We start from the raw sequence: 19,105 nt of genomic DNA on the forward strand, positions 1-19,105 counted from the left end.
GATGTCTACGGTACAAGCCCGCGACAGGCGGTGTTGCGGCCAATTTGGCAAATAAATGGGGCGATTCTTGCCGTAGTGAAAATTGTTACGCCATTATTGATTTCATCTTGGAAACTTCGTATGATTTCAGCAATATTGGCAGACTTGATCCGGCAGGCGGCGCGCGCTTCGTCGTTGATGCCTGCCGCTTCGTGCTTCGTCGCCCCGCGCTATGCCTTGTAACCGGGCCGCCGTAGACTGCGTTCATGCCTGCATCACGGACTACGGAGAACGCATCGTGTTAAAAAAATATACGGACTGGTACCGCAGCATCGACGAAGAATCGCTGCGGGTGCTGAAACACCCCGACATGGCGGCGCAGGTGCAGGGACGGGTGCGCCGCTACGTCGCCCTGAAGCTGGCGAAGCTGACGCCGATCGAGCGCCAGCAATTGCATGATTTTCTGCTCAAGTACCGCGGCGCCGGTTTTTACATCGCGGCGTTCAAGCTGATGCTGCTGTTCAGCGCCATCGGCGTCGTCCTGCACCTGCTGCTGCCCGCCCGCTTCGAATTGTTCAAGGCCTTGCTCTTCAGCAACGGCCTGGGTTTTGCGCTGGCGTGGGGCCTCGTCGGCGTGTGGTTCAATTACCGCAGTTCCGTGCGCTACAAGTTCAAGAAACTCTTGCTGATCGTCTCGACCTGCGCGGCTGGAGTCGTGGCCGGCGTGCTGCTGGCCGGCTGGAGCGATACCGGTTCCCTGGGCATGGCCTTCGAGCGCTTGCTGCGCGTGGGCGGCATCGCCTTGCTGGTGGCCGGATTGTTCTACATGGTGCCGCTGGCGATCGTGACCGCCTGGCGCAACCGCCAATATGAAGCGCTGACCCTGCAGCTGCAGCAGGATGCCGAGCGCGACCGGCTGGCGCGCGAGCTGAGTGAATCCCAGCTGCGCCTGCTGCGCGCGCAGATCGAACCGCATTTCCTGTTCAATACCCTGGGCGCCGTGCAGCAGCTGGCCGAGCAGGGCGCGCCCAGGGCGGCGGCGCTGACGGCCGACCTCATCGCCTTCTTGCGCGCCAGCCTGGCCGAGATGCGCAGCGAGCAAGTGCCCTTGCAAAGCGAGTTCGACATGGTGGCAGCGTACTTGCGCGTGATGCAGGCGCGCCTGGGCTCGCGCCTGGCCTTCAGCCTGGACTTGCCGGCCGAGCTGGCGCAGGTGACGATACCGAGCATGATCTTGCTGACCCTGGCGGAAAATGCCATCAAACATGGTATCGAGCCCTCCTTGCGTGGCGGCGAGATCGGTATGTCGGCTGCGCTCGCCGGCGACGGCAGGCTGTGCCTGCGCGTGCACGATAGCGGCGTGGGCTTGTCGCATGGGGCGCCAGAGGCGCCAGGTGGCGGCCTGGGCCTGGAGAATGTGCGCAGCCGCCTGTTGCTGTGCGATCCGGACGCCAGCCTGATCCTGCGCGACGGCGAGGACGGCGGCGTGATCGCTGAAATACTGTTGCCCATGAAAATTACATCCAGCCTGAAAGAGCCCGCCGCATGAACACCACCATCCTGATCGCCGAAGACGAACCCCTGATGCGCGAGCGCCTGCAAACCATGCTGGCGCAAGCCTGGCCCGAGGCGCAGGTCGTGCTGGTGGCGGAAAATGGCAACGACGCCTGGGACGGTTTCCTTGAGCATGAGCCGGAGGTGGTGTTTCTCGACATCCGCATGCCCGGCCTGTCGGGCCTGGAAGTGGCCGAGCGCATCGGCAAGCGGGCCCACGTGGTGTTTGTCACGGCGTATGACCAGTATGCCGTGGACGCGTTTGATGCGGGCGCCGTCGATTACCTGCTCAAACCCGTGCAGGGCGAACGGCTGGCGCGGGCGCTGGCCCGCCTGCGCGACAAGCTGGGTGGCCAGCCGGCCGACATGGCCCATTTGCTGCAGTCGCTGCGCGCTGCACTGCCGGCGCCCCCGCGTGAAAAACTGAAATGGATCAAGGCCAGCGTGGGCAAGCAGATCCGCCTGATCGACATCGACGACGTGCTGTTCTTCCAGGCGGACACCAAGTACACGCGCGTCGTGCTGGCCGGCTCGGAGGCACTGGTGCGCACGCCGCTCAAGGATTTGCTGGGGGGACTTGATCCTGATCAATTCTGGCAAATCCACCGCGGTACCATGGTCAACGTGAAAGCCATCGAGGCGGCCGAACGCATCGACGCCGAGCGCATGCAGGTGCTGCTGCGGGGCAGCACGGAAAAGCTGCCCGTCAGCCGGACGTTTACGCATCTGTTTCGCGATTAGCCTGTCATGCGGGCAGCCGGCGGCGCCCTGGTGCCTACTGGATCTTGGCGATCGACACTTCCGTCGATTTCACCAAGGCAATGACTTCGCTGCCCACTTTCAGGTCCAGGTCCTTGATCGAGCGCGAGGTGATCACCGAGGTGACGATGCCGTGCGGCGTTTCCACGTCCACTTCCGAGACGACGGGGCCAAAGATGATTTCCTTGATCTTGCCGCGAAACTGGTTGCGTACATTCACTTCCGAGATAGCCATGCTGTTTCCTTTATGCCCGTAATACGCCATGCGGCGCGACCAGGCCAGAGTACGGCGCGCGCGGGATTTTGACTACGAATCGATGCGCATATCGATATGCGCAAACAGGCGCGGACATGAAAAAAACCGGGACAGGTCCCGGTTTTTGTTGATATGGCGCAAGCTTACTTCTGATAAATCTTGTCGAACTCGCCGCCATCGTCAAAGTGTTTCTTTTGCGCCTGTTTCCAGCCGCCAAACACGTCATCGACGGTGAAAAGATTGATCGGCTTGAAGCTGGCCGCGTATTTCTTGGCCACGGCCGCCGAACGGGGACGCAGGAAGTGCTTGGCGGCAATTTCCTGGCCCGGTTCCGAGTACAGGTATTGCAGGTAGGCCGTGGCTTCCTTGCGGATGCCGCGGCGGTCGACCACCTTGTCGACGACGGCCACAGGCGACTCGGCCAGGATGGAGATGCTCGGGTAGACGACTTCGAAGTTGTCGCCGAATTCCTTGCGCACCAGTTGCACTTCGTTTTCAAACGTCACCAGCACGTCGCCGATTTCGCGCTGGGTGAAGGTGGTGGTGGCGCCGCGTCCGCCGCCGTCGAGCACGGGTACGTTCTTGAACAGCCGGGTCACCAGGTCGCGCGCCTGCGCCTCGCTACCGCCTTTTTTCACGGCATAGCCCCAGGCAGCCAGGTAGGTGTAGCGGCCGTTGCCCGAGGTTTTCGGGTTCGGCACGATGACCTTGATGCCGGGCTTGGCCAGGTCGTCCCAATCCTTGATCTGTTTCGGGTTGCCTTTGCGCACCAGGTACACCATGGTCGAATAGAACGGCGCCGCATTGTTCGGGAATTTCTTCGCCCAGTCGGCCACGACGAGGCCCCGGTCGGCCAGCAAGTCGATGTCATTGGCCTGGTTCATGGTCACGACGGACGCTTCCAGGCCATCGGCGACGGAGCGCGCCTGCTTGCTGGAACCGCCGTGCGATTGTTTGATGGTAATGGTTTCACCGGTTTTCTTTTGCCATTCAGCAATAAAGGCGGGGTTCACGTCCTTGAACAGTTCGCGCATGACGTCGTAGGAGACGTTCAGCAAGACCACCGGTTCGGCCGCGCTGGTGGCCATGGGCAGGCTCATGGCGGCGGCCGAGGCGGCCAGGGCGCCGGCCAGGAACCAGCGGCGCGAGCGTTGGGTGAGCGTCAGGACGGCGGTCGGTGCGGCGTAGTGTCGGGACATATTCTTCTCTTGTTGTGAAAACAGATAGACATAGTCTAAAATTCCGGCCGGAAAAGAAACGAATTTTTCGTAATATGCTTAGATCGCATTCCCGTTTGCATTAAAAAACAGATATCGATTTTTGAAATGATTCGTGGGCAAGACGCCAGTCAAGGCTTAGCCTGCAATGGTTCCGTCATAGGCAAATCCGTCCCGTGGCGTGGCGCGAAAAAACCCGATCGCGCCGCTTGGTGTATAGTCGAATCGCGCGATACACGGTGAAACCGCCTGCATCGGCAACTGGAATATTTTGTGAGCGTACATGAGTCTTGAAATTCGTATTGCAACATCGACCGACGCTTTCGAGGCGTGCAACGTATTGCGACGTTCCATCGTCGAATGCTGCAGCCTCGATCATCGGAACGATCCGGCCATCCTGGAAGCCTGGCTGGGCAATAAAACACCGCAGATGGTGGCGTGCTGGTTCGCGTCGCCCACCAATTTTTCGCTCGTCGCCGTCGAGGCGGGCGCCGTCGTCGGCGTCGGCCTGCTGACGCGCGCTGGCAAGCTGGCCCTGTGCTATTTGTTGCCGGAGGCACAAGGCCGCGGCGCGGGCAAGACCCTCGTCGAGCGGCTCGAAGTGCAGGCCAGGGAGTGGGGCATCAAGGCCTTGCAGCTGCACAGCACGGCAACGAGCCAGGAGTTTTTCGTCAAGCAGGGCTATGTCGAGGCGGGCAATGTGCGCTCGCCGTATGGCGTGGAAACGATTTTTTGCTGGAAACAGATTGATCCCGCGGGTATGGCCAGCGGCGACCCCAAGCGCAAGCGCTTTTGCAACTGCAACTCGGCCTGACGGCTATCCTGCACTTCAGCCCGCCTATCCGGCGGCGGGCCTTTCTTTCCCTTTGAATATTTCCCTTCAGTAACTGATCTGGATATACACGCCTTGCGCTGCCGTCTCGCGCGCGGGCAGCAAGGCGCCGCCGGCAAACAATTTCAGTTCGCCGGGCGCGAACGCCAGCCAGTCCTCGTTCTGCGTCAGCGGATGCGTGGCGATGACGGCGATGCGGTCGTCGAGGTGGTTGTGCTGGCGAAAGTCGATGCTGCGCTCGCAGTCGATCAGTTGCGCTACGGAAAACGGATACTCGCGGATCACATAGTGCAGATGCGTGGAGCAGTGCGCGAACAGCAGCTCGCCGTCCGACAGGATGAAGTTGAAGCTGCCGTGCGCGGCGATCTCCGCCGCCACCTCGGCGATGGCGGCGCGCAGGGCGGCGCGCGCGGGCTCGCCTGCGGGAAACTGTGTGCGCAGGCGGGCCAGCAGGTGGCAGAACGCCTGTTCGCTGTCCGTGTCGCCGCTGGCGCGGTAGTGGGCGTTGGCGGGTGCGCGCCACGTCTTGAGGTCGCCATTGTGGGCGAAGGACCACGTCTTGCCCCACAGTGCGCGGGCGAACGGGTGCGTGTTCTCCGGGGCGACGCGGCCCTGCGTGGCCTTGCGGATGTGCGCGACGATGTTCTTTGCCTTCACCGGGTGCCGCTGTACCTGGGCGGCCAGCGGCGAGTCGATTGCCGCCAGGTGGTCCGTCAGCAGGGTGCAGCCGCTACTGGAATGATAGGCGATGCCCCAGCCGTCGCGATGCTCGTCCGTGCGTCCGCCCCGTTCGGCAAAGCCGGCAAAGGAAAAACCCAGCGCGGCAGGCTTGCTGCTGTTCATTGCGAGTAACTGGCACATGGCGGCCCTTCCTGGTGGTATCGGTACACGGCCACAGTAAAGGCGGGCAGCGGGGGCGGGAAGGAATGTTTCCGACTATCGATATGCACTGGCCGTCGCATCCCTTATGTGGTGGACGCATATCAAATGGCGAAACCATTCGTTCTCCTTTGGTTCGCCTTGCCTTAGTCTGCACGCTTTGGCGTCGTCTTCCCCATGCGGGATGCCGGCGCAGCCCGATGAAGGAGCCGCCATGCCATTTCCCGTCCTGAAGAATTACCTTGCCCGCCTGTCGCATCAGACCCAGGCCGGCACCAGCGTCTGGCTCGATGACGAGGGCAGGGCGCTGGGTCGCTTCTTTAATTGCACCATGACGAGCGCCTTCCAGCCCCTGCGCGAACTGGGCAGCGGCAAGCTGCTGGCGTTCGAGGGCCTGGCGCGCAGCGTGTCGAAGGCGGACGAGGGCCTGTCGCTGTGGCGTTTGCTCGACCATGCGGCCAGCGACGACGAATCCGTGGAGCTGGACCGGCTGTGCCGCATGTTGCATGCGATTAATTTCTTTCGCCAGAGCGAAGCGGAGCAGTCGGACCTGTACCTGAACGTGCACGACCGCCTGCTGAGCGCCGTCAGCAGCAATCACGGCCACGCCTTCCAGCGCATCCTCGACGCGCTGGGCTTGCCCATCGAGCGCATCGTGCTGCAATTGCCGGCCGTCACGCCAAACCAGGGCTGGCTGCTCAACTACGTGGCCGACAATTACCGCCGCAATGGTTTCCGCCTGGCCATCAACGTGGCCAGCGTGCACGAAGCGACGGGCATGCTGGAGCGGCTGCACCCGCATGCGTTCAAGCTCGACGCGGGCAACCTCAGCGACGAGCAGGCCGTCGCCAGCTTCGTCACCGTGTGCCATGCGGCGAAAATCCGCGTCGTCTTCAAGCGCCTCGACACGCCGGCCGCGCTGGCCGCGCTGCAGCGCATCGCCGCCGCCACGGGCTTGCCCATCGCGGCCCAGGGTTATCTGCTTGACAAGCCCCTGACGGCGCTGGCGCAGGCGAAAGAGGGCGTCTTGCCCGTCGCTGCCGCCGCCTGACGCAAAAAGCAGGGCAATCAGGCCCGTACGATAGGCGTGGAGGGTTTTTCTTCGCTGCACAATACGCTATAGTATTCCCATCGTTATATTGGACTGACTATGGCATCGCGCAGAAATTTTCTACACCATGGTATGGGCCTGGCCGCGCTGGGCCTGGTAGCCACTCCGCTCATCGGCTGCGCCTCGCGCACGACCGCTCCCGCCTCGGCTTCGGCCAGCGCCAAGCCGCGCGCGCCGCGCACGGGCGTGCCGCCCCAGCCGACGCAACTGGCCAGCGTCGACCGCTCGCTCACCTCGCAGTCGCGCCAGCCGATCACGGAACTCGAACCGCCGCCCGACATCTTCGATGCGCAGGCGCTGGACCTGGAATTCTGGCTCAAGCCCCGCACGCTGGAAGTGGTGCGTCCGGCCAGCAATGAAAAGGCGAAACTGCTGTACTGGAAAGATGGCGAAGTCATCGATTCGGCCTACCAGGAACTGTGCCACTTGCTGCGCGACGTGAACGGCAAGAAGACGGCGCCCATCGACCCGAAACTGCTGGAAACCCTGTGGGGCACGCAAGCGTTCGTGGCCCGCTACGGCATCGAGCAGCCGCTGGAGATTTTGTCGGGCTACCGCACGGCCGAATCGAACGGCAAGCTGCGCGAAGCAGGCGTGCCGGCCGCGCGCCAGTCGCTGCACATCTCGGGCCGCGCCGCCGACATCCGCGTGGCGAATCTGAACGCGGAAGTGCTCGGCTCGCTCGTGCGCAGCTTCAAGCAGGGCGGCGTGGGCTTTTATTACCGCTCCGGCCCCCGCGGCGGCTGGATCCATGCCGATACGGGATTGCAGCGCGTTTGGAAAGGCTAAGGCTTTCTAATCGTAGTGATAGGGCGGTTCCGGCACGCTATCGGTGCCGGCGCGCCGCCACTCGTCGAAATTCACGGGCCGCTCCCACCAGATACGCCAGCCCTTGTGCTGGCTGGCCTGTACTTCGGGGTGCGTCCGCAGATAGCCGTCGATAAAGCGGGTAAAGTCCGATATATAACCGCTGCGGCGGTACATCAGTCGATGCGACATGGCTGCCTCCCTGGCTTGCCTTCCTTCTTTTGACCGCCGGCACGCATAAAAGTGCGGCTTTTATCGTCCCGCCCCATGAAACTCTCCAGCCATAACATCGAACTGTTCCTGGCCGTCGTCGACGGCGGCTCGTTCTCGGCCGCCGCGCGCGCGCTGCGCCGGGCGCCGTCGGCCGTCAGCATGGCGATGGCCAGCATCGAGGCGGAGCTGGGCATCGTGCTGTTCGACCGCGGTGCGCGCGAAGCCGTGCCCACGCCGGCCGCCACGGCCCTGATCCCCCATGCGCGCCTGATCGCCGAGCAATTGAAGCAGTTGCACCTGCACGTGCAGGAGTTGTCGCAGGGGCTGGAAAGCCGCATTTCGCTCGGTATCGCGGCCGAACTCGATCATGCGCCTTTTTTGCGCGCCGTGCAGGCGCTGTCGCAGCGCCATCCGCTGCTCGACATCGAAGTGCTGACGGCGCCGCAGGACGACGTGCTCGACATGCTGCACCGGGGCCGCATCAGCGCCTGCATGGCGTTTGCCGGCGGGCGCATCAATCACGAGGAACAGTTCCAGCTGGTGGGCAGCGATGCCTTGCTGGCAATTATTTCTACACAGCATCCACCGAGTGCGGCCGGGCAGCCCCTGTACATCGAGGAACTGGTCAATTTGCGCCAGATCATCGTTGCCAGCCGGGAACTCGACCTGGCCGATGCGCGGCCCGTCGTGGGACTGTCCTACTGGCGCACCGATAGTTTGCCGATGGCGCTGTCCATGGTCGAGGCGGGGCTGGGCTGGGGCAACTTTGCCGCCTCGGCCATTGCCCATTCTCTGGCGGCGGGCAGGGTGCGCTGCGTCGCCTTCAAGAATACGGGCAATGGCCTGGTCGTGCCCATCCACCTGGTGTGGATGAAGGACCGGCCGCTGGGCGTGGCGGCGCGGTCCTTTCTTCAGTTGCTGACCGCGTCGGAAACTCTCGCGCCCTGAGTATCGGGCGCTGCTTCCTTCGGCTGCTGCGCCGACAGGGGCACGCCGAACAGGCCGTCGAAGAAGTAGTTAAAAATGAAGCTGTAGCAGGGGATGATCAGCATCAGCGCGAAATCGAGCACGAAGGCTTGCCACAGGCTGATATCGAGCCACCAGGCGATCAGCGGGATCAGGTAAATCACCAGCGTGATCTGGAAGCCGATCGCGTGCAGGATGCGGCGCCAGACGGTGCGCGTGCGCGATACCTGGCGGATTTCCCAGTACTCGAAGGCCGTGTTGTAGAGCAGGTTCCAGATCACGGCAATGGTGGTGATCATGATGGCCAGCGGGCCCGTGCTGGTGGGCGATTCGCCCGAAAGCAGGGTCAGCCAGGCCGTGGAAATGACCATGCCGATGATTTCAAAGGCCGTGACGTAGACGATTTTGCGTTTGATGCCTTGCATGTAAAGCCTGTAAAGAAGAGATGGCGCGTATTTTAAGTCAGGCATGCTGATGTTAAAAGTTAATAGCTGTCAGTTTCTCTGATGGATTCACTGTGGGAATACCCTGCGCGCCGCGAACGGGGGATAATGGCGGCTGGCGGGCAAACGCTCCCGCGCATCACCGCAGAACATCACCGCAGAAAAGGTCAACGAGCATGCAAGGCGCAGCAGACAGCAACATCCCCGACACCTCCAATTCCCCCGCCAGCGCGGACGAACGTCCCCGTTTTCGCCCCCGTCCGTGGGAGCACCTGGAAACCCCGTACGACGTGGAAGTGTGGATCGAGGAACATAACCGCAGCATGCAGGACAATATCCGCGCCACGGAAACGGGCGTGGGCATCTGCTTTACCCTGGCCGAAGGGGGCGATATCTATATGCAGACGAGTGCCGACGGCGCCGTCGTGCTCGACGTGACGCCGGACGCGGCCTGGGTGTCGCCGCTGATCAGCGCCGCCACGGGCTGCGAGACACCGGCCTCGTCGTTGTGGATCTTGCCTGACGACAAGCTGATTCAGCTGATCGTGGGTCTGTCCAGCCTGGTCGCCAGCACCCTGCTGGTGGTGGGCCACGATTTCGGCCTACGCCGGCGCGGCATGGGGCGCTGAGCCGTTTGCGCTCGGGGGCGGCCCTGCCCCTTGTCCGGCTCCGCTTTGCGCTGTATCATGCGGCGTTGCAAAATATGCCATGCCTGCGCTCGCGCCTGGCATGCCTCCCGCCGCACTTACCGATGAAAAGCCTGCAATGCATAATCACAAGCTGGACCTGCGCAACGTCAGCCTGGTGTGCGTCGAAACGCGCTATCCCGAACTGGCCAGCTTTGCCATCGAGCGCTGCCTGGCGGGCGCCGATTTCAAGGAATGCCTGCTGTTCACTTCCCGTCCGCATGACTTGCCCCCGCATATACGCCAGGTACTGATCGCCCCCATCGAGAGCGTGGAGGCGTACTCGGCATTCATGGTGCATGAGCTGGGCGCTCATTTCAGCGGCACGCATGTGCTCATCATGCAATGGGACAGTTTCATCCTGGACGCACGTCAATGGCAGAGTGCTTTCCTGGACTGCGATTACATCGGTGCGCCGTGGTCGCATCGGCCGGTGGCCGTCGGCAATGGCGGTTTTTCGCTGCGCTCGCGGCGCCTGTATGAGGTCTTGCCGCAACTGTCCATCACGCAACCCCATCCGGAGGACTACGCGATCTGTGAACTGCATGGCGAGCAGCTGCGCCAGGACTTTGGCGTGCGCTTTGCCGATGCGGGCCTGGCCTCCAGTTTCGCCTTCGAATGCGTTGCTCCCACCGCTCCCACGTTCGGCTTCCATGGCTTTTTCAATTTCGGCCTGGTGCTCGACGACGTGGCGCTGCGCGATTACCTGCTCATGTGCGACGATGCCATGATGCATGCGTCGGCCGTGCGCAGGCTCGTCAAGCAGCTGTATGGCGCCGGCCGCTACCGGATGGCGGCACATGTACTGCGCCGGCGCCTCAACGGTGGCGCGGCCATGTTCGCCGATGCCTGCCTGCTTGCCTTGCGCGCCGGTTGGCACGCGCTCATGGGCGGCCGCGCGCGTCCGGTTGCGCTGCCGGCGAAACTGTCCTGACGGCGGGGCGCGGGAAACCGCGCTTGTGGTGAAAGTGGCATACTGGCACGCATCGCTCGACACTGCGCCTTGCGCATGCTAGTCTCGGGACAGCATCCGCCTGACTGCCTGGGCGGTAGTGCAAAGGATAGCCATGGACAATACACCGCATGCGGTCTCTTCTCCTGATACCTCTTCCCTGCCTGGCCATGACCCCGTGCCGTGGCCGGCCGCGCCCTTGCTTGACGATGGCGTCTTCAGCCCGGAGCGGGTGAAGGCCGAGCGCGAACAGGCGTATTTCAACGATTTGTACCTGCTGGCGCCCGTCGCCTATTTCGTGCTGGGCCTCGACGGTGTGATCCTGCAAATGAACCTCGTGGCTGCCGAGCTGTTCGGCCTGCAGCGCGACCGGCCCGGCCACGTGCTGTTCCGCGCCTACGTGCATGAAGCCTTCGGCCACGATTACGAGCAGTTCGTGCAGCGCGTGCTCAACAGCAGCGAACCGGAACGCATCCAGCTGCAGATCAGGCTGCGCCCGGGCGTGCCGGAACCCTGTCTACCGATGAGTCTGCTTGGCAGCGCCGACCCCGGCGGCCAGGCGCTGCGCCTGGTGCTTGAACAGGCCGAAGGCAGGCTGGCCGCGCTCGAACGCAGCGAGGAGCGCTTCCGGCGCATCGTGCATAGCGCCGAAGAGGGCATCTGGGAAATCGATGCGCAGGCGCTGACCAGCTTTGTCAATCCGAAGATGGCGCACATGCTGGGTTTCCAGATCGAGGACATGCTGGGCCAGCCGCTGGCCTCCTTCATGGACGAGGAGGGGCGCGCCATCCTCGAACGCAATATCGCGCGGCGCGAGGAAGGCATCGCCGAACGCCATGAGTTCAAATTCCTGCGCCGCGACGGCAGCGCCCTGTGGGCCACCCTGGCCACCAACCCTATCTTCGACTCCGGCGGCGGCTACCTGGGGGCGCTGGCGCTGGTCAGCGACATCACGGCGCAGCGCATCGCGTCCGAGCGCATCTGGCGGCAAGCCAACGTCGACCAGCTGACGGGCTTGCCGAACCGCCACATGTTTCTCGACCGTCTGCATCACGAGGCGCGGCGGGCCAGGCGCGATGGCAAATGCCTGGCCCTGCTGTTCATCGACCTCGACCATTTCAAGCAAGTCAATGACCGCCTCGGCCACGCCAAGGGTGACATGCTGCTGCGCCAGGCGGCGCGGCGCATCAGCGAACGCGTGCGCGTGACCGACACGGTGGCGCGCCTGGGCGGCGATGAATTCACCGTGATCCTGGCCGGCATGGCGCAGCCGGGCGGCATCGAGCGGGTGCTGCAGGAGCTGGTGGCGGCGCTGGCCGCGCCTTTCATGCTCGACGGCGACAGCGCCCAGATCTCGGCCAGCGTGGGCGTGGCCCTGTATCCGGCCGATGCCGAGGCGACGGCCACCTTGCTGCGCCATGCCGACCAGGCCATGTATGCGGCCAAGAGCGCGGGGCGCAACCGCTACAGCTACTTCACGCCAGCCATGCAGCAGGCTGCCGAACTGCGCCGCAGCACGGTGCGCGAGATGCGCCTTGCGCTGGAACAAGACCAGTTCGAACTCCATTACCAGCCCATCATCGGGCTGCAGGGCGGCGGCATCGAGCGGGCCGAAGCGCTGCTGCGCTGGCGCCATCCGCAGCGGGGCTTGCTGTATCCCGCCGATTTCATCGGCTTTGCAGAAGCCAATGGCTTGATCACCGATATCGGCGACTGGGTCTTTCGCCAGGCCGTGCGCCAGGCGCAGCAGTGGCAAGCCGGGTATGGCGCCGCTTTCCAGATCAGCATCAACAAGTCGGCGCTGGAATTTCATTGCGACGCCGCCTGCTACCAGGGCTGGGGCGAGACCCTGGCGCGGGCGGGCCTGGCGCCGGGCGCCATTGCCATCGAGATGGTGGAAGGCGTGCTGCTCGACGATGCCCGTCAGGTAGGCGAGCGGCTGCGGCAGTTGCGCGGCATGGGGCTGGCGCTGGCGCTCGACGACTTTGGCGCTGGCAACGCCTCGCTGGCATGCCTGAAGCGGGACGATATCGAGGTGCTCAAGCTCGATCCTTCTCTGGTGCGGGAACTGGGGCATGGCGATGCCGCGCTGGCCGTGTGCGTGGCCATCATCACCCTCGCGCACGGCCTGGGACTGAAGGTGGTGGCCGAAGGCGTGGAAACGGCGGCGCAGCGCGACTTGCTGCGCGACGCCGGCTGCGATTATGCGCAGGGCCACGTGTTTTCCCGGGCCTTGCCGGCGGGACAGTTCGCGGCCCTCTTGGCCGCTCAGCCCGCTGCTTGAACGGTGGCTTGCAGCGGCGTAGCGCCGGCCATCAGCTCGTCGACGGCGCCCAGGGTAGCGTCCGCGCTGACCGTTTCCAGGGTCAGGCCGGGTGCCACGATGACGCGGTAGTGGCGGCTGGCGGGATAAAACCAGCGGTAGTTGTCGGTACGGATGAAGTAGCCGACGATTTTCTTGTCGTACACGGAGGCCAGGTGGATCACCGAGGTGTCGGGCGAGAGCACCAGTTCGCAGCGCCGTATCAGGGCCGCCAGCTCCAGGATGTGGCCGGTGGGCGGCGCCAGCATTACATTGGCGTGGCTGGCGCCGTCCACGATCTCGGCGGCGCGCGCCTCGGTGCCGGGCGCGGCAATCACCAGCAGCGCATGGCGCGGGTAGCGCGCCGCCAGGGCCGCGCAGCAACGTTGGGCATCGGCCACGCTGACCGTGCGTTGCGCATTGCTGCCCTGGAAATTGAGGCAGAACAAGCCTTCATGGGTTTGCAGCAGGGTATCGCAGGCCGCATCGACCCGCGCCGCGTGCGCGTCCACGCCGAACAGTTCGTAGCGCATGTCGATATCGCGCAAGCCAAATTGCCCGAACGTGGCGAAGAAGCTGTGCAGGATGTGGCGGCTGCGGTCGCATGGCACCGTGTAGTCGAACATGCCCAATTTGGCCGTCGAGCTGCCGTACTTGGGAATGGCGAAGCCCGTCAGATAGCGCGCGCCCAGCCATTTGATACGCAACAGCAAGGGAATCGAGAAACGGTTGTAGGGATTGAAGATGACGTCGTAGCGGCGCCGGCGCAGGTCGGCAATGGTGGTGCGCAAGTCGCGCAGCAGCGGCTGCTTGTCCCAGATGATGATGTCGCTGACATGCGGATTGTCGGCGAGCACGGCGCGGTTGGCGCTGCTGGCGGCCACGTCGATTTGCCAGTGCGGGTAATTTTTCTTCAGCTCGCGCAGCAATGGCGTGGTGACGATCATGTCGCCGATCTTGTCGTTGCGCAAGATCAATACCTTGCGCACCTTGGCGATATCGAGGGGCTGCTTGTCGGCTTTGCCCAGCAGGGCGTAACTGATCAGCCGGGCGGCGGTTTTTATCAAGGGAACTCCGGGTGTGGATGACAGGGGCTGGCGGTCCGCACGACATGCCGGCACGCCAGCAGCATCTTACGGATTTCCACCGCCCGTAGCTAGGGGGGATGATGAATTGGCCAGGCCCTGCGCCAGCGCAGGGCGCCCGCGATCAGCGCAAGCCCAGCAGGGCGACCACTCTTTCGCGGCTGATGCCGACCAATGCGGAACTGATCGCCAGCAGCGATTCATAGCCGGGCTTGCTGGCCTTTTCCGTGAAATTTTCCGCCAGGGTGTCCATGCTGACGCTGGCCTGCACCGGCTGGGCCTTGGCCACACGTCCCGTGGCCTGGGCCAGCGCCAGGCTGACGGAGCTGCGTGCCGCCTGCAATTGCGCCAGCGCCTGCACCACTTGCTGCAAGGTGGCCCGCAGCGCTTCCACGTCGCCGGTATTCCACTCTTCCGGTGTAATGGCGGCCGGTTCCGCATCCGTGCGCACGCGGCTCATCTGGCCGGTCGGATAGCGGATGCCGCTGCCCCGCACGGAGAGGCTGTCGCGCACGTTGGCCCACGACGCTTCCGGCGTGCTGAACACCACTTCGCCATTGTCGCCCTGCTTGACGCGTATGCCCGACGGCATCAGCGCCTGGTCGAAGCGGGCGATGATCTGGTCCTCGCTCAGGCCCGGCTCGATATTCACCGACCGCAGGGACTGGTTCGCGCCGCCCACGGAGAAGGCCAGCACTTCCTGCGGGCCTTCCTGCAGGCTGGCCATGGTCAGGCCGCGGATGGTGAAATTCTGCTGCGCCGCCTGCGGGCTGGTGTAGCTGAGCTGTGCATCGAGCGTGCCACCCGAGGCACTGGCGCGCTGGCGCCAGGTATTGCTGAACTGGCGCACCCTGGCTTCGACCTGACCTTCGCGGCCCTGGCGCGCAGCCAGCTTGGCCGCCAGCTCGCTTTTCAGCGCTTGCAGCTGGCTGCTGCTGCGTTCCAGGTAGTCCAGGGTTTGCTGGGCGTTGGAAATTTCCCCCTGCAACTGGTGGTCCCAGTTGCTCAGGCCGCGCTTCAGGCTCGCTGGTGAACTCCTCGCTGCCGGCGCCTCGCTGCGCGCGCTGGCGCTGCCTTTGACCGCGGCGGACGCGTCATCGACGCCCCGGGCCGTGCCGGCGCCTTTGGCGGCAACGCCGGAAGAGGAGGAGGTCTGAACGATTTGCATGATGGTCAGAGAAGATCAAACAGGGAAATGGTGCCAACCTTGGCGTAAGCCTTGTATGTTGCCTGCAGCGCAGTCTGGTAGCCGTTCAGGTCGATCGCGGCCGCGCCCATGTCCGTCTTCTTCAAGTCCGACAAGGCCATGTCGTTCGACAGCGAGACGTTGGCCAGGTTGCCGGAGAGCGTGGTGAGGATGTTTTGCGCGCCGCCAAAGATGGCAATTTTACCAGAGAGTAAATCCATGCCGTCATCGGTGCCATCAAGCGCGGCGCCGACCACGCTGCGCACGGCCGGATCGTTCGGTCCGACGCCAGGCTTGCTCAGCGTTGCAATAGCCTGGTCGATCTTGTTCAGCCACACTTCCAGCTTGTCCACATCGACGTTGGCCGCCTGCGTCACACCATTGCCCACTACCACTGTCTGCGTGGCATTGTTGCCGTTATAACTGTAGCGCAAGCCGGGATCGGCAGCGGGGTCGAAAGCGATGGCCGGCTTGTCCGTATCCGTGCCGGAAAACATGTAGCGGCCTTCCTGGTCCTTCAGGTTGGCCGTGTACAGCACGCTGTCGCGCATGGCGGTCAGCGATTGCGTCATCGCATTCAGATCGTCTGGCGCATTGCTGCCGTCGGCGGCCCACACCAGCAGGTCGCGCGCCTGGCCCATGTCGGTGACCATGCTCGACAGGTAGTTCTCATTTTTCAGCAGGCGCACTTTGACCGTGGCGATATTGTCCTGGTACTGGGTCACCATGGCTTGCTCGCGCATCAGGCGCGAAATGCGTACATTGCCGATTGGATCGTCCGAAGGCAACTGGATGCGCAAGCCAGAGGCCATCTGCTGGGTCAGGTAATTGATGCGCTCCTGATTTTGCTGAAGTGAAATATTAATCAGCGATTGGTACTGGCTGCTGGCGACACGCATGATCTTCTCCTTAACCCATCATTTGCAAAGTGGCATCAAACAAGGTATTCGCCACGGAAATGACCTTCATGTTTGCCTGGTACATATTCTGGAATTCGACCAGATTCATCGCTTCCTCGTCCTTGTTCACGCCGCTGGTCGATTTCCAGTCGTCGATCGCCTGCGCGCGCACGGTGTTGGCCGTTTTCAGCAAGGCCTGGTTCTGCTGGCTGTAGATGCCCAGCTTGCCGACCAGCTGCGTGTCGGCGTCGCTCATCAAAACCTGACCCACCCAGCTGACGGTGATCGGTTCATTCTTGATGTCGATCAATTTCTGCAAGTTGCCGCTGTCGCCAGCGGCGCCAGTCAGCGACAGGGCCAGGTCTCTGGCGTTGAAGCCGGGAGTAATGCCCAGCTTTCCGTTTGCGTAGCCCAACAGAGGGCCTCCAGCCGTGCCGGCCATGGTCTTGCCCAGGGCCAGTTGCTTATTGATCTGGTCAGTTAACTGCGTGGCCATGTCTTGCAGCGATTTCTGCAGCGGTTTCAGGGTGTTTTGCTCGAATTCACCCAGGCCGCCCATCTGGCCGCCGATGGTCACCAGATCGAGGGTGTAGGTCGACTTGGCAAACGCAAGGCTCAGCGTTTGTTCACCTGTGTTCGTCATGTTGCTGCTCAGGGTGCTGGCGATGCTGCCGATGACCAGCGGCTGGCCCGATTTCAGCGAGACATTGCGCGAGCCGTCCGGCTGGTCGAGCACTTCGATACCCATTTGCGAAGCCAGGCCGTCGATCAGTTGGTCGCGTGCATCCATCAGCGAGGACACATTCGTGCCCGATGCCGTGGAGGTGCTGATGCGCTGGTTCAGAGCGGCAATATTGGCCAGCGTCGTATTCGCTTGCGGCACGATGGCTGCCCGTTGCTGCTGCACCGACAGCAACTGGTTGCTCATCACGGTGCTGATGCTGTTGAAGCGCTGCGCCATGGCGTCGGCGGAGGTGACGATCTGCTGGCGCAGCGGCGTCGACGTCGGGTCGACAGCGGCTGCGTTGAGGGCGGCGAAAAAGCCGTCGATGCCGTTGCTGATGCTCGAGACGTCGTCGCCCATCACGCGCTCAAGCTGCGTCAGATAAGGCTGGGTCTGCGAACGGGCGCCCTGGTCGGACGCGGCGCGCCACATTTGCTGGCTCTTATAAGCATCGGCAAAGCGCAACAGGGCGGACACTTCCACCCCATTGCCGGCCGAGCGCACTCCCACGCCGGCACCCAGTGAAGACAGCAGCACGCCCTGGCGTGTATAGCCGGCCGTTTGCAGGTTGGCAATATTCTGGCTGGCTGCGCCGAGGGCGGCCTGGGCGGCGATGCTGCCTGACAATGCATTGCTGATGATGCTCATTGGGCAAGTTTCTTTCGTGAAGAGTGTGGCGCGTGCCGGTGGACAGGCCTGGTATCGTTGTTAGCTACAACAGGCGACGCTTCAGACGGATTTATTAAGCGGCGCTGCAATATTGTCGGTTTTGACAGCGCTGCCGGCCCGGGGATTGGCCGAAACGGGTGTGCCGGCAGTCGGCAGCAGCTGGCGCAGGATGGCGTCGGCGATGCCGAAGGCGCGCTGGCCGGCCATCTTGTCGGCCACCAGGTTGTCGGCCATTTCCAGCATGTCGCTGTTGACGGGGTCCTTGAAGACGCTGTCCTCGCCCGCCATCTCGCGCGTGCCCGAGCGCATCTGGCGCAGCATGTGCGAGATGAAGAAGGCTTCGAACTTGACGGCCGCTTCGGTGGCCTTGGCCGCGTAGCGCGGGTCGGCCGGCGAGGCAGCCGCAGGGGAGCGGTCGTCGAGCGCCGAAGGCAGGGCGCTGCTGCTGTCGTTGATATTGATCATTAAATTACCACCAGTTCGCCTTCGATGGCGCCGGCCTGGTCGAGGGCTTGCAAGATTGCCATGATGTCATCAGGCGACGCACCCAGGCTGTTGACGACGTCGATGATCGACTGCAGCTTGGCGCCGGCCGGCCATTTGAACATATTGCCGTTGCCCTGGTCGACGGACACTTTCGACTGTGGCGTGACGGTGGTCTGGCCGCGGCCGAACGGCGCCGGCTGGCTGACGGCGGAACTTTCGGAAATGACCACTTTCAGCGAGCCGTGCGTGACGGCGGCCGCTTTCACGCGCAAGCCTTCGGCGATGACCACGGTGCCGGTGCGCGAATTGAACACCACTTTTGGCGTATCGACACCCACGTCGACGGTCAGCGCTTCGAGCTTGGCCATGAAGGCCACGCGCTGGGTCGGGTTTTCCGGCGCCAGCACGTCCACGCTGGTGGCGTCGCGCGTGGTGGCGACGGCGCCGAAGCGGCGGTTCACGGCTTCGACGATATTGATGGCCGTCTCGAAATGCGGGTGGCGCAGGTTCAGGGTGACGGACGGCTTGGTGGAAAAGTCGCTGAGAATCTCGCGCTCGATGTTGGCGCCGTTGGGAATGCGGCCCGAGGTGGGCGTGTTGACGGTGACGGACGAGCCGCTCTTGCCGGTGGCGTTGAGGCCGCCGACGACGACGTTGCCTTGCGCCAGCGCATAGATTTCATTGTCGGCCGCGCGCAGCTGTGTCAGCAGCAGGGTGCCGCCACGCAAGCTTTTCGCGTCGCCAAGGGACGACACGGTGACGTCGATGGCCTGGCCGCGGCGGTAGCCCGGGGGAAACACGGCGCTGACCATGACGGTAGCCACGTTCTTGCTCTTCGCTTCGGCGCCATCGGGCATCTTCACACCGAACTGCTTGAGCATGTTGACCACGGACTGGCTGGAGAACTTCACCTGGGTGGTGTCGCCGCTGCCGTTCAGGCCGACGACGAGGCCATAGCCGACCAGCGGGTTGTCGCGCACGCCCTCGATGCTGACCAGGTTGCGCAGCACTTGCGCGGCGCTGGCGGGCATGGACAGGCCGGACAGGGCGGCCAGCATGACGGCGAGGGGCAGGGCGGAGCGAAATTTCATGATGTGACC

20 protein-coding genes are annotated in these 19,105 nt (G+C 63.4%); 9 read left to right on the forward strand and 11 right to left on the reverse strand.

The annotated features are described in order from the left end of the window. Positions 1–277 precede the first annotated feature (277 nt). Together BXA07_RS18170 and BXA07_RS18175 are read left to right on the forward strand one after the other, a co-directional pair. Positions 278–1,528, forward strand: coding sequence for a sensor histidine kinase (locus BXA07_RS18170; protein ID WP_076569592.1), 1,251 nt, complete (start codon positions 278–280; stop codon positions 1,526–1,528). Further along, entirely contained in the window at positions 1,525–2,274 is a 750-nt protein-coding gene (locus BXA07_RS18175) for a LytR/AlgR family response regulator transcription factor (RefSeq protein ID WP_076569594.1), read from the forward strand. Before BXA07_RS18170 ends, BXA07_RS18175 begins: the two co-directional genes overlap by 4 nt. 34 nt (positions 2,275–2,308) lie before the next feature. Here the strand turns inward: BXA07_RS18175 and BXA07_RS18180 are convergent, their stop codons facing one another. Next, positions 2,309–2,527: a TOBE domain-containing protein gene (locus tag BXA07_RS18180; protein ID WP_034757699.1), complete on the reverse strand. Its 219-nt coding sequence runs from the start codon at positions 2,525–2,527 to the stop codon at positions 2,309–2,311. Positions 2,528–2,691: 164 nt separating this feature from the next. After that, positions 2,692–3,747 (reverse strand): sulfate ABC transporter substrate-binding protein, encoded by a 1,056-nt coding sequence (locus tag BXA07_RS18185; protein ID WP_076569595.1) that lies wholly within the window; start codon positions 3,745–3,747, stop codon positions 2,692–2,694. 301 nt (positions 3,748–4,048) lie between these two features. Between BXA07_RS18185 and BXA07_RS18190 the strand changes: the two genes are divergently transcribed. Continuing rightward, positions 4,049–4,579: a GNAT family N-acetyltransferase gene (locus BXA07_RS18190; protein WP_076569597.1), complete on the forward strand. Its 531-nt coding sequence runs from the start codon at positions 4,049–4,051 to the stop codon at positions 4,577–4,579. 66 nt (positions 4,580–4,645) lie between these two features. On the opposite strand, the gene BXA07_RS18195 is transcribed toward BXA07_RS18190, so the two are convergent. Next, entirely contained in the window at positions 4,646–5,458 is an 813-nt protein-coding gene (locus tag BXA07_RS18195; protein ID WP_076569598.1) for a class II glutamine amidotransferase, read from the reverse strand. A gap of 232 nt (positions 5,459–5,690) precedes the next feature. On the opposite strand from BXA07_RS18195, the gene BXA07_RS18200 reads away from it, so the two are divergent. Together BXA07_RS18200 and BXA07_RS18205 are read left to right on the forward strand one after the other, a co-directional pair. Then, positions 5,691–6,527 carry an EAL domain-containing protein gene (locus BXA07_RS18200; protein ID WP_076569942.1) on the forward strand — a complete coding sequence of 279 codons (837 nt, stop codon included), beginning with the start codon at positions 5,691–5,693 and terminating at the stop codon, positions 6,525–6,527. A 132-nt stretch (positions 6,528–6,659) separates the two neighbouring features. Continuing rightward, positions 6,660–7,376 (forward strand): YcbK family protein, encoded by a 717-nt coding sequence (locus BXA07_RS18205; RefSeq protein ID WP_076569600.1) that lies wholly within the window; start codon positions 6,660–6,662, stop codon positions 7,374–7,376. A gap of 6 nt (positions 7,377–7,382) precedes the next feature. Here the strand turns inward: BXA07_RS18205 and BXA07_RS18210 are convergent, their stop codons facing one another. Next, positions 7,383–7,586: a DUF3460 family protein gene (locus tag BXA07_RS18210; RefSeq protein WP_076569602.1), complete on the reverse strand. Its 204-nt coding sequence runs from the start codon at positions 7,584–7,586 to the stop codon at positions 7,383–7,385. Between the two features lie 75 nt (positions 7,587–7,661). Here BXA07_RS18210 and BXA07_RS18215 point away from each other — a divergent pair, with 75 nt between their 5' ends. Then, positions 7,662–8,555, forward strand: coding sequence for a LysR family transcriptional regulator (locus BXA07_RS18215; protein ID WP_076569604.1), 894 nt, complete (start codon positions 7,662–7,664; stop codon positions 8,553–8,555). On the opposite strand, the gene BXA07_RS18220 is transcribed toward BXA07_RS18215, so the two are convergent. Continuing rightward, complete coding sequence (locus BXA07_RS18220) at positions 8,519–8,998, reverse strand: PACE efflux transporter (RefSeq protein ID WP_076569606.1); 480 nt, start codon at positions 8,996–8,998, stop codon at positions 8,519–8,521. The two genes, BXA07_RS18215 and BXA07_RS18220, sit on opposite strands and share 37 nt — an antisense overlap. Before the next feature lie 194 nt (positions 8,999–9,192). Here BXA07_RS18220 and BXA07_RS18225 point away from each other — a divergent pair, with 194 nt between their 5' ends. The 3 genes from BXA07_RS18225 to BXA07_RS18235 all read left to right on the forward strand — a co-directional run bounded on the left by BXA07_RS18225 (position 9,193) and on the right by BXA07_RS18235 (position 12,938). Beyond that, complete coding sequence (locus BXA07_RS18225; protein WP_076569607.1) at positions 9,193–9,645, forward strand: hypothetical protein; 453 nt, start codon at positions 9,193–9,195, stop codon at positions 9,643–9,645. A gap of 136 nt (positions 9,646–9,781) precedes the next feature. After that, positions 9,782–10,636 carry a DUF5672 family protein gene (locus BXA07_RS18230; protein ID WP_076569609.1) on the forward strand — a complete coding sequence of 285 codons (855 nt, stop codon included), beginning with the start codon at positions 9,782–9,784 and terminating at the stop codon, positions 10,634–10,636. A 133-nt stretch (positions 10,637–10,769) separates the two neighbouring features. Further along, on the forward strand, positions 10,770–12,938 hold the full coding sequence (locus BXA07_RS18235) for a putative bifunctional diguanylate cyclase/phosphodiesterase (RefSeq protein WP_170909685.1): 2,169 nt from the start codon (positions 10,770–10,772) through the stop codon (positions 12,936–12,938). On the opposite strand, the gene BXA07_RS18240 is transcribed toward BXA07_RS18235, so the two are convergent. From BXA07_RS18240 to BXA07_RS18265, 6 genes are all read right to left on the reverse strand, one after another. Further along, positions 12,923–14,023: a glycosyltransferase family 9 protein gene (locus BXA07_RS18240; protein WP_076569610.1), complete on the reverse strand. Its 1,101-nt coding sequence runs from the start codon at positions 14,021–14,023 to the stop codon at positions 12,923–12,925. The two genes, BXA07_RS18235 and BXA07_RS18240, sit on opposite strands and share 16 nt — an antisense overlap. Before the next feature lie 142 nt (positions 14,024–14,165). After that, on the reverse strand, positions 14,166–15,209 hold the full coding sequence (locus BXA07_RS18245) for a hypothetical protein (RefSeq protein ID WP_076569612.1): 1,044 nt from the start codon (positions 15,207–15,209) through the stop codon (positions 14,166–14,168). Positions 15,210–15,214: 5 nt separating this feature from the next. After that, the gene (flgL, locus tag BXA07_RS18250; RefSeq protein ID WP_076569614.1) at positions 15,215–16,126 is read right to left on the reverse strand and encodes a flagellar hook-associated protein FlgL; all 912 of its coding nucleotides are present in this window, start codon (positions 16,124–16,126) and stop codon (positions 15,215–15,217) included. A 10-nt stretch (positions 16,127–16,136) separates the two neighbouring features. Then, positions 16,137–17,498, reverse strand: coding sequence for a flagellar hook-associated protein FlgK (gene flgK, locus BXA07_RS18255; protein ID WP_076569615.1), 1,362 nt, complete (start codon positions 17,496–17,498; stop codon positions 16,137–16,139). Between the two features lie 81 nt (positions 17,499–17,579). Then, positions 17,580–17,981, reverse strand: a complete 402-nt coding sequence (locus tag BXA07_RS18260) for a rod-binding protein (RefSeq protein WP_076569945.1) — start codon at positions 17,979–17,981, stop codon at positions 17,580–17,582. Between the two features lie 2 nt (positions 17,982–17,983). After that, entirely contained in the window at positions 17,984–19,096 is a 1,113-nt protein-coding gene (locus tag BXA07_RS18265; protein WP_076569617.1) for a flagellar basal body P-ring protein FlgI, read from the reverse strand. Between the last annotated feature and the right edge of the window lie 9 nt (positions 19,097–19,105).

The organism is Janthinobacterium sp. TND4EL3, assembly GCF_900156175.1.
Lineage (GTDB): Bacteria > Pseudomonadota > Gammaproteobacteria > Burkholderiales > Burkholderiaceae_D > Janthinobacterium.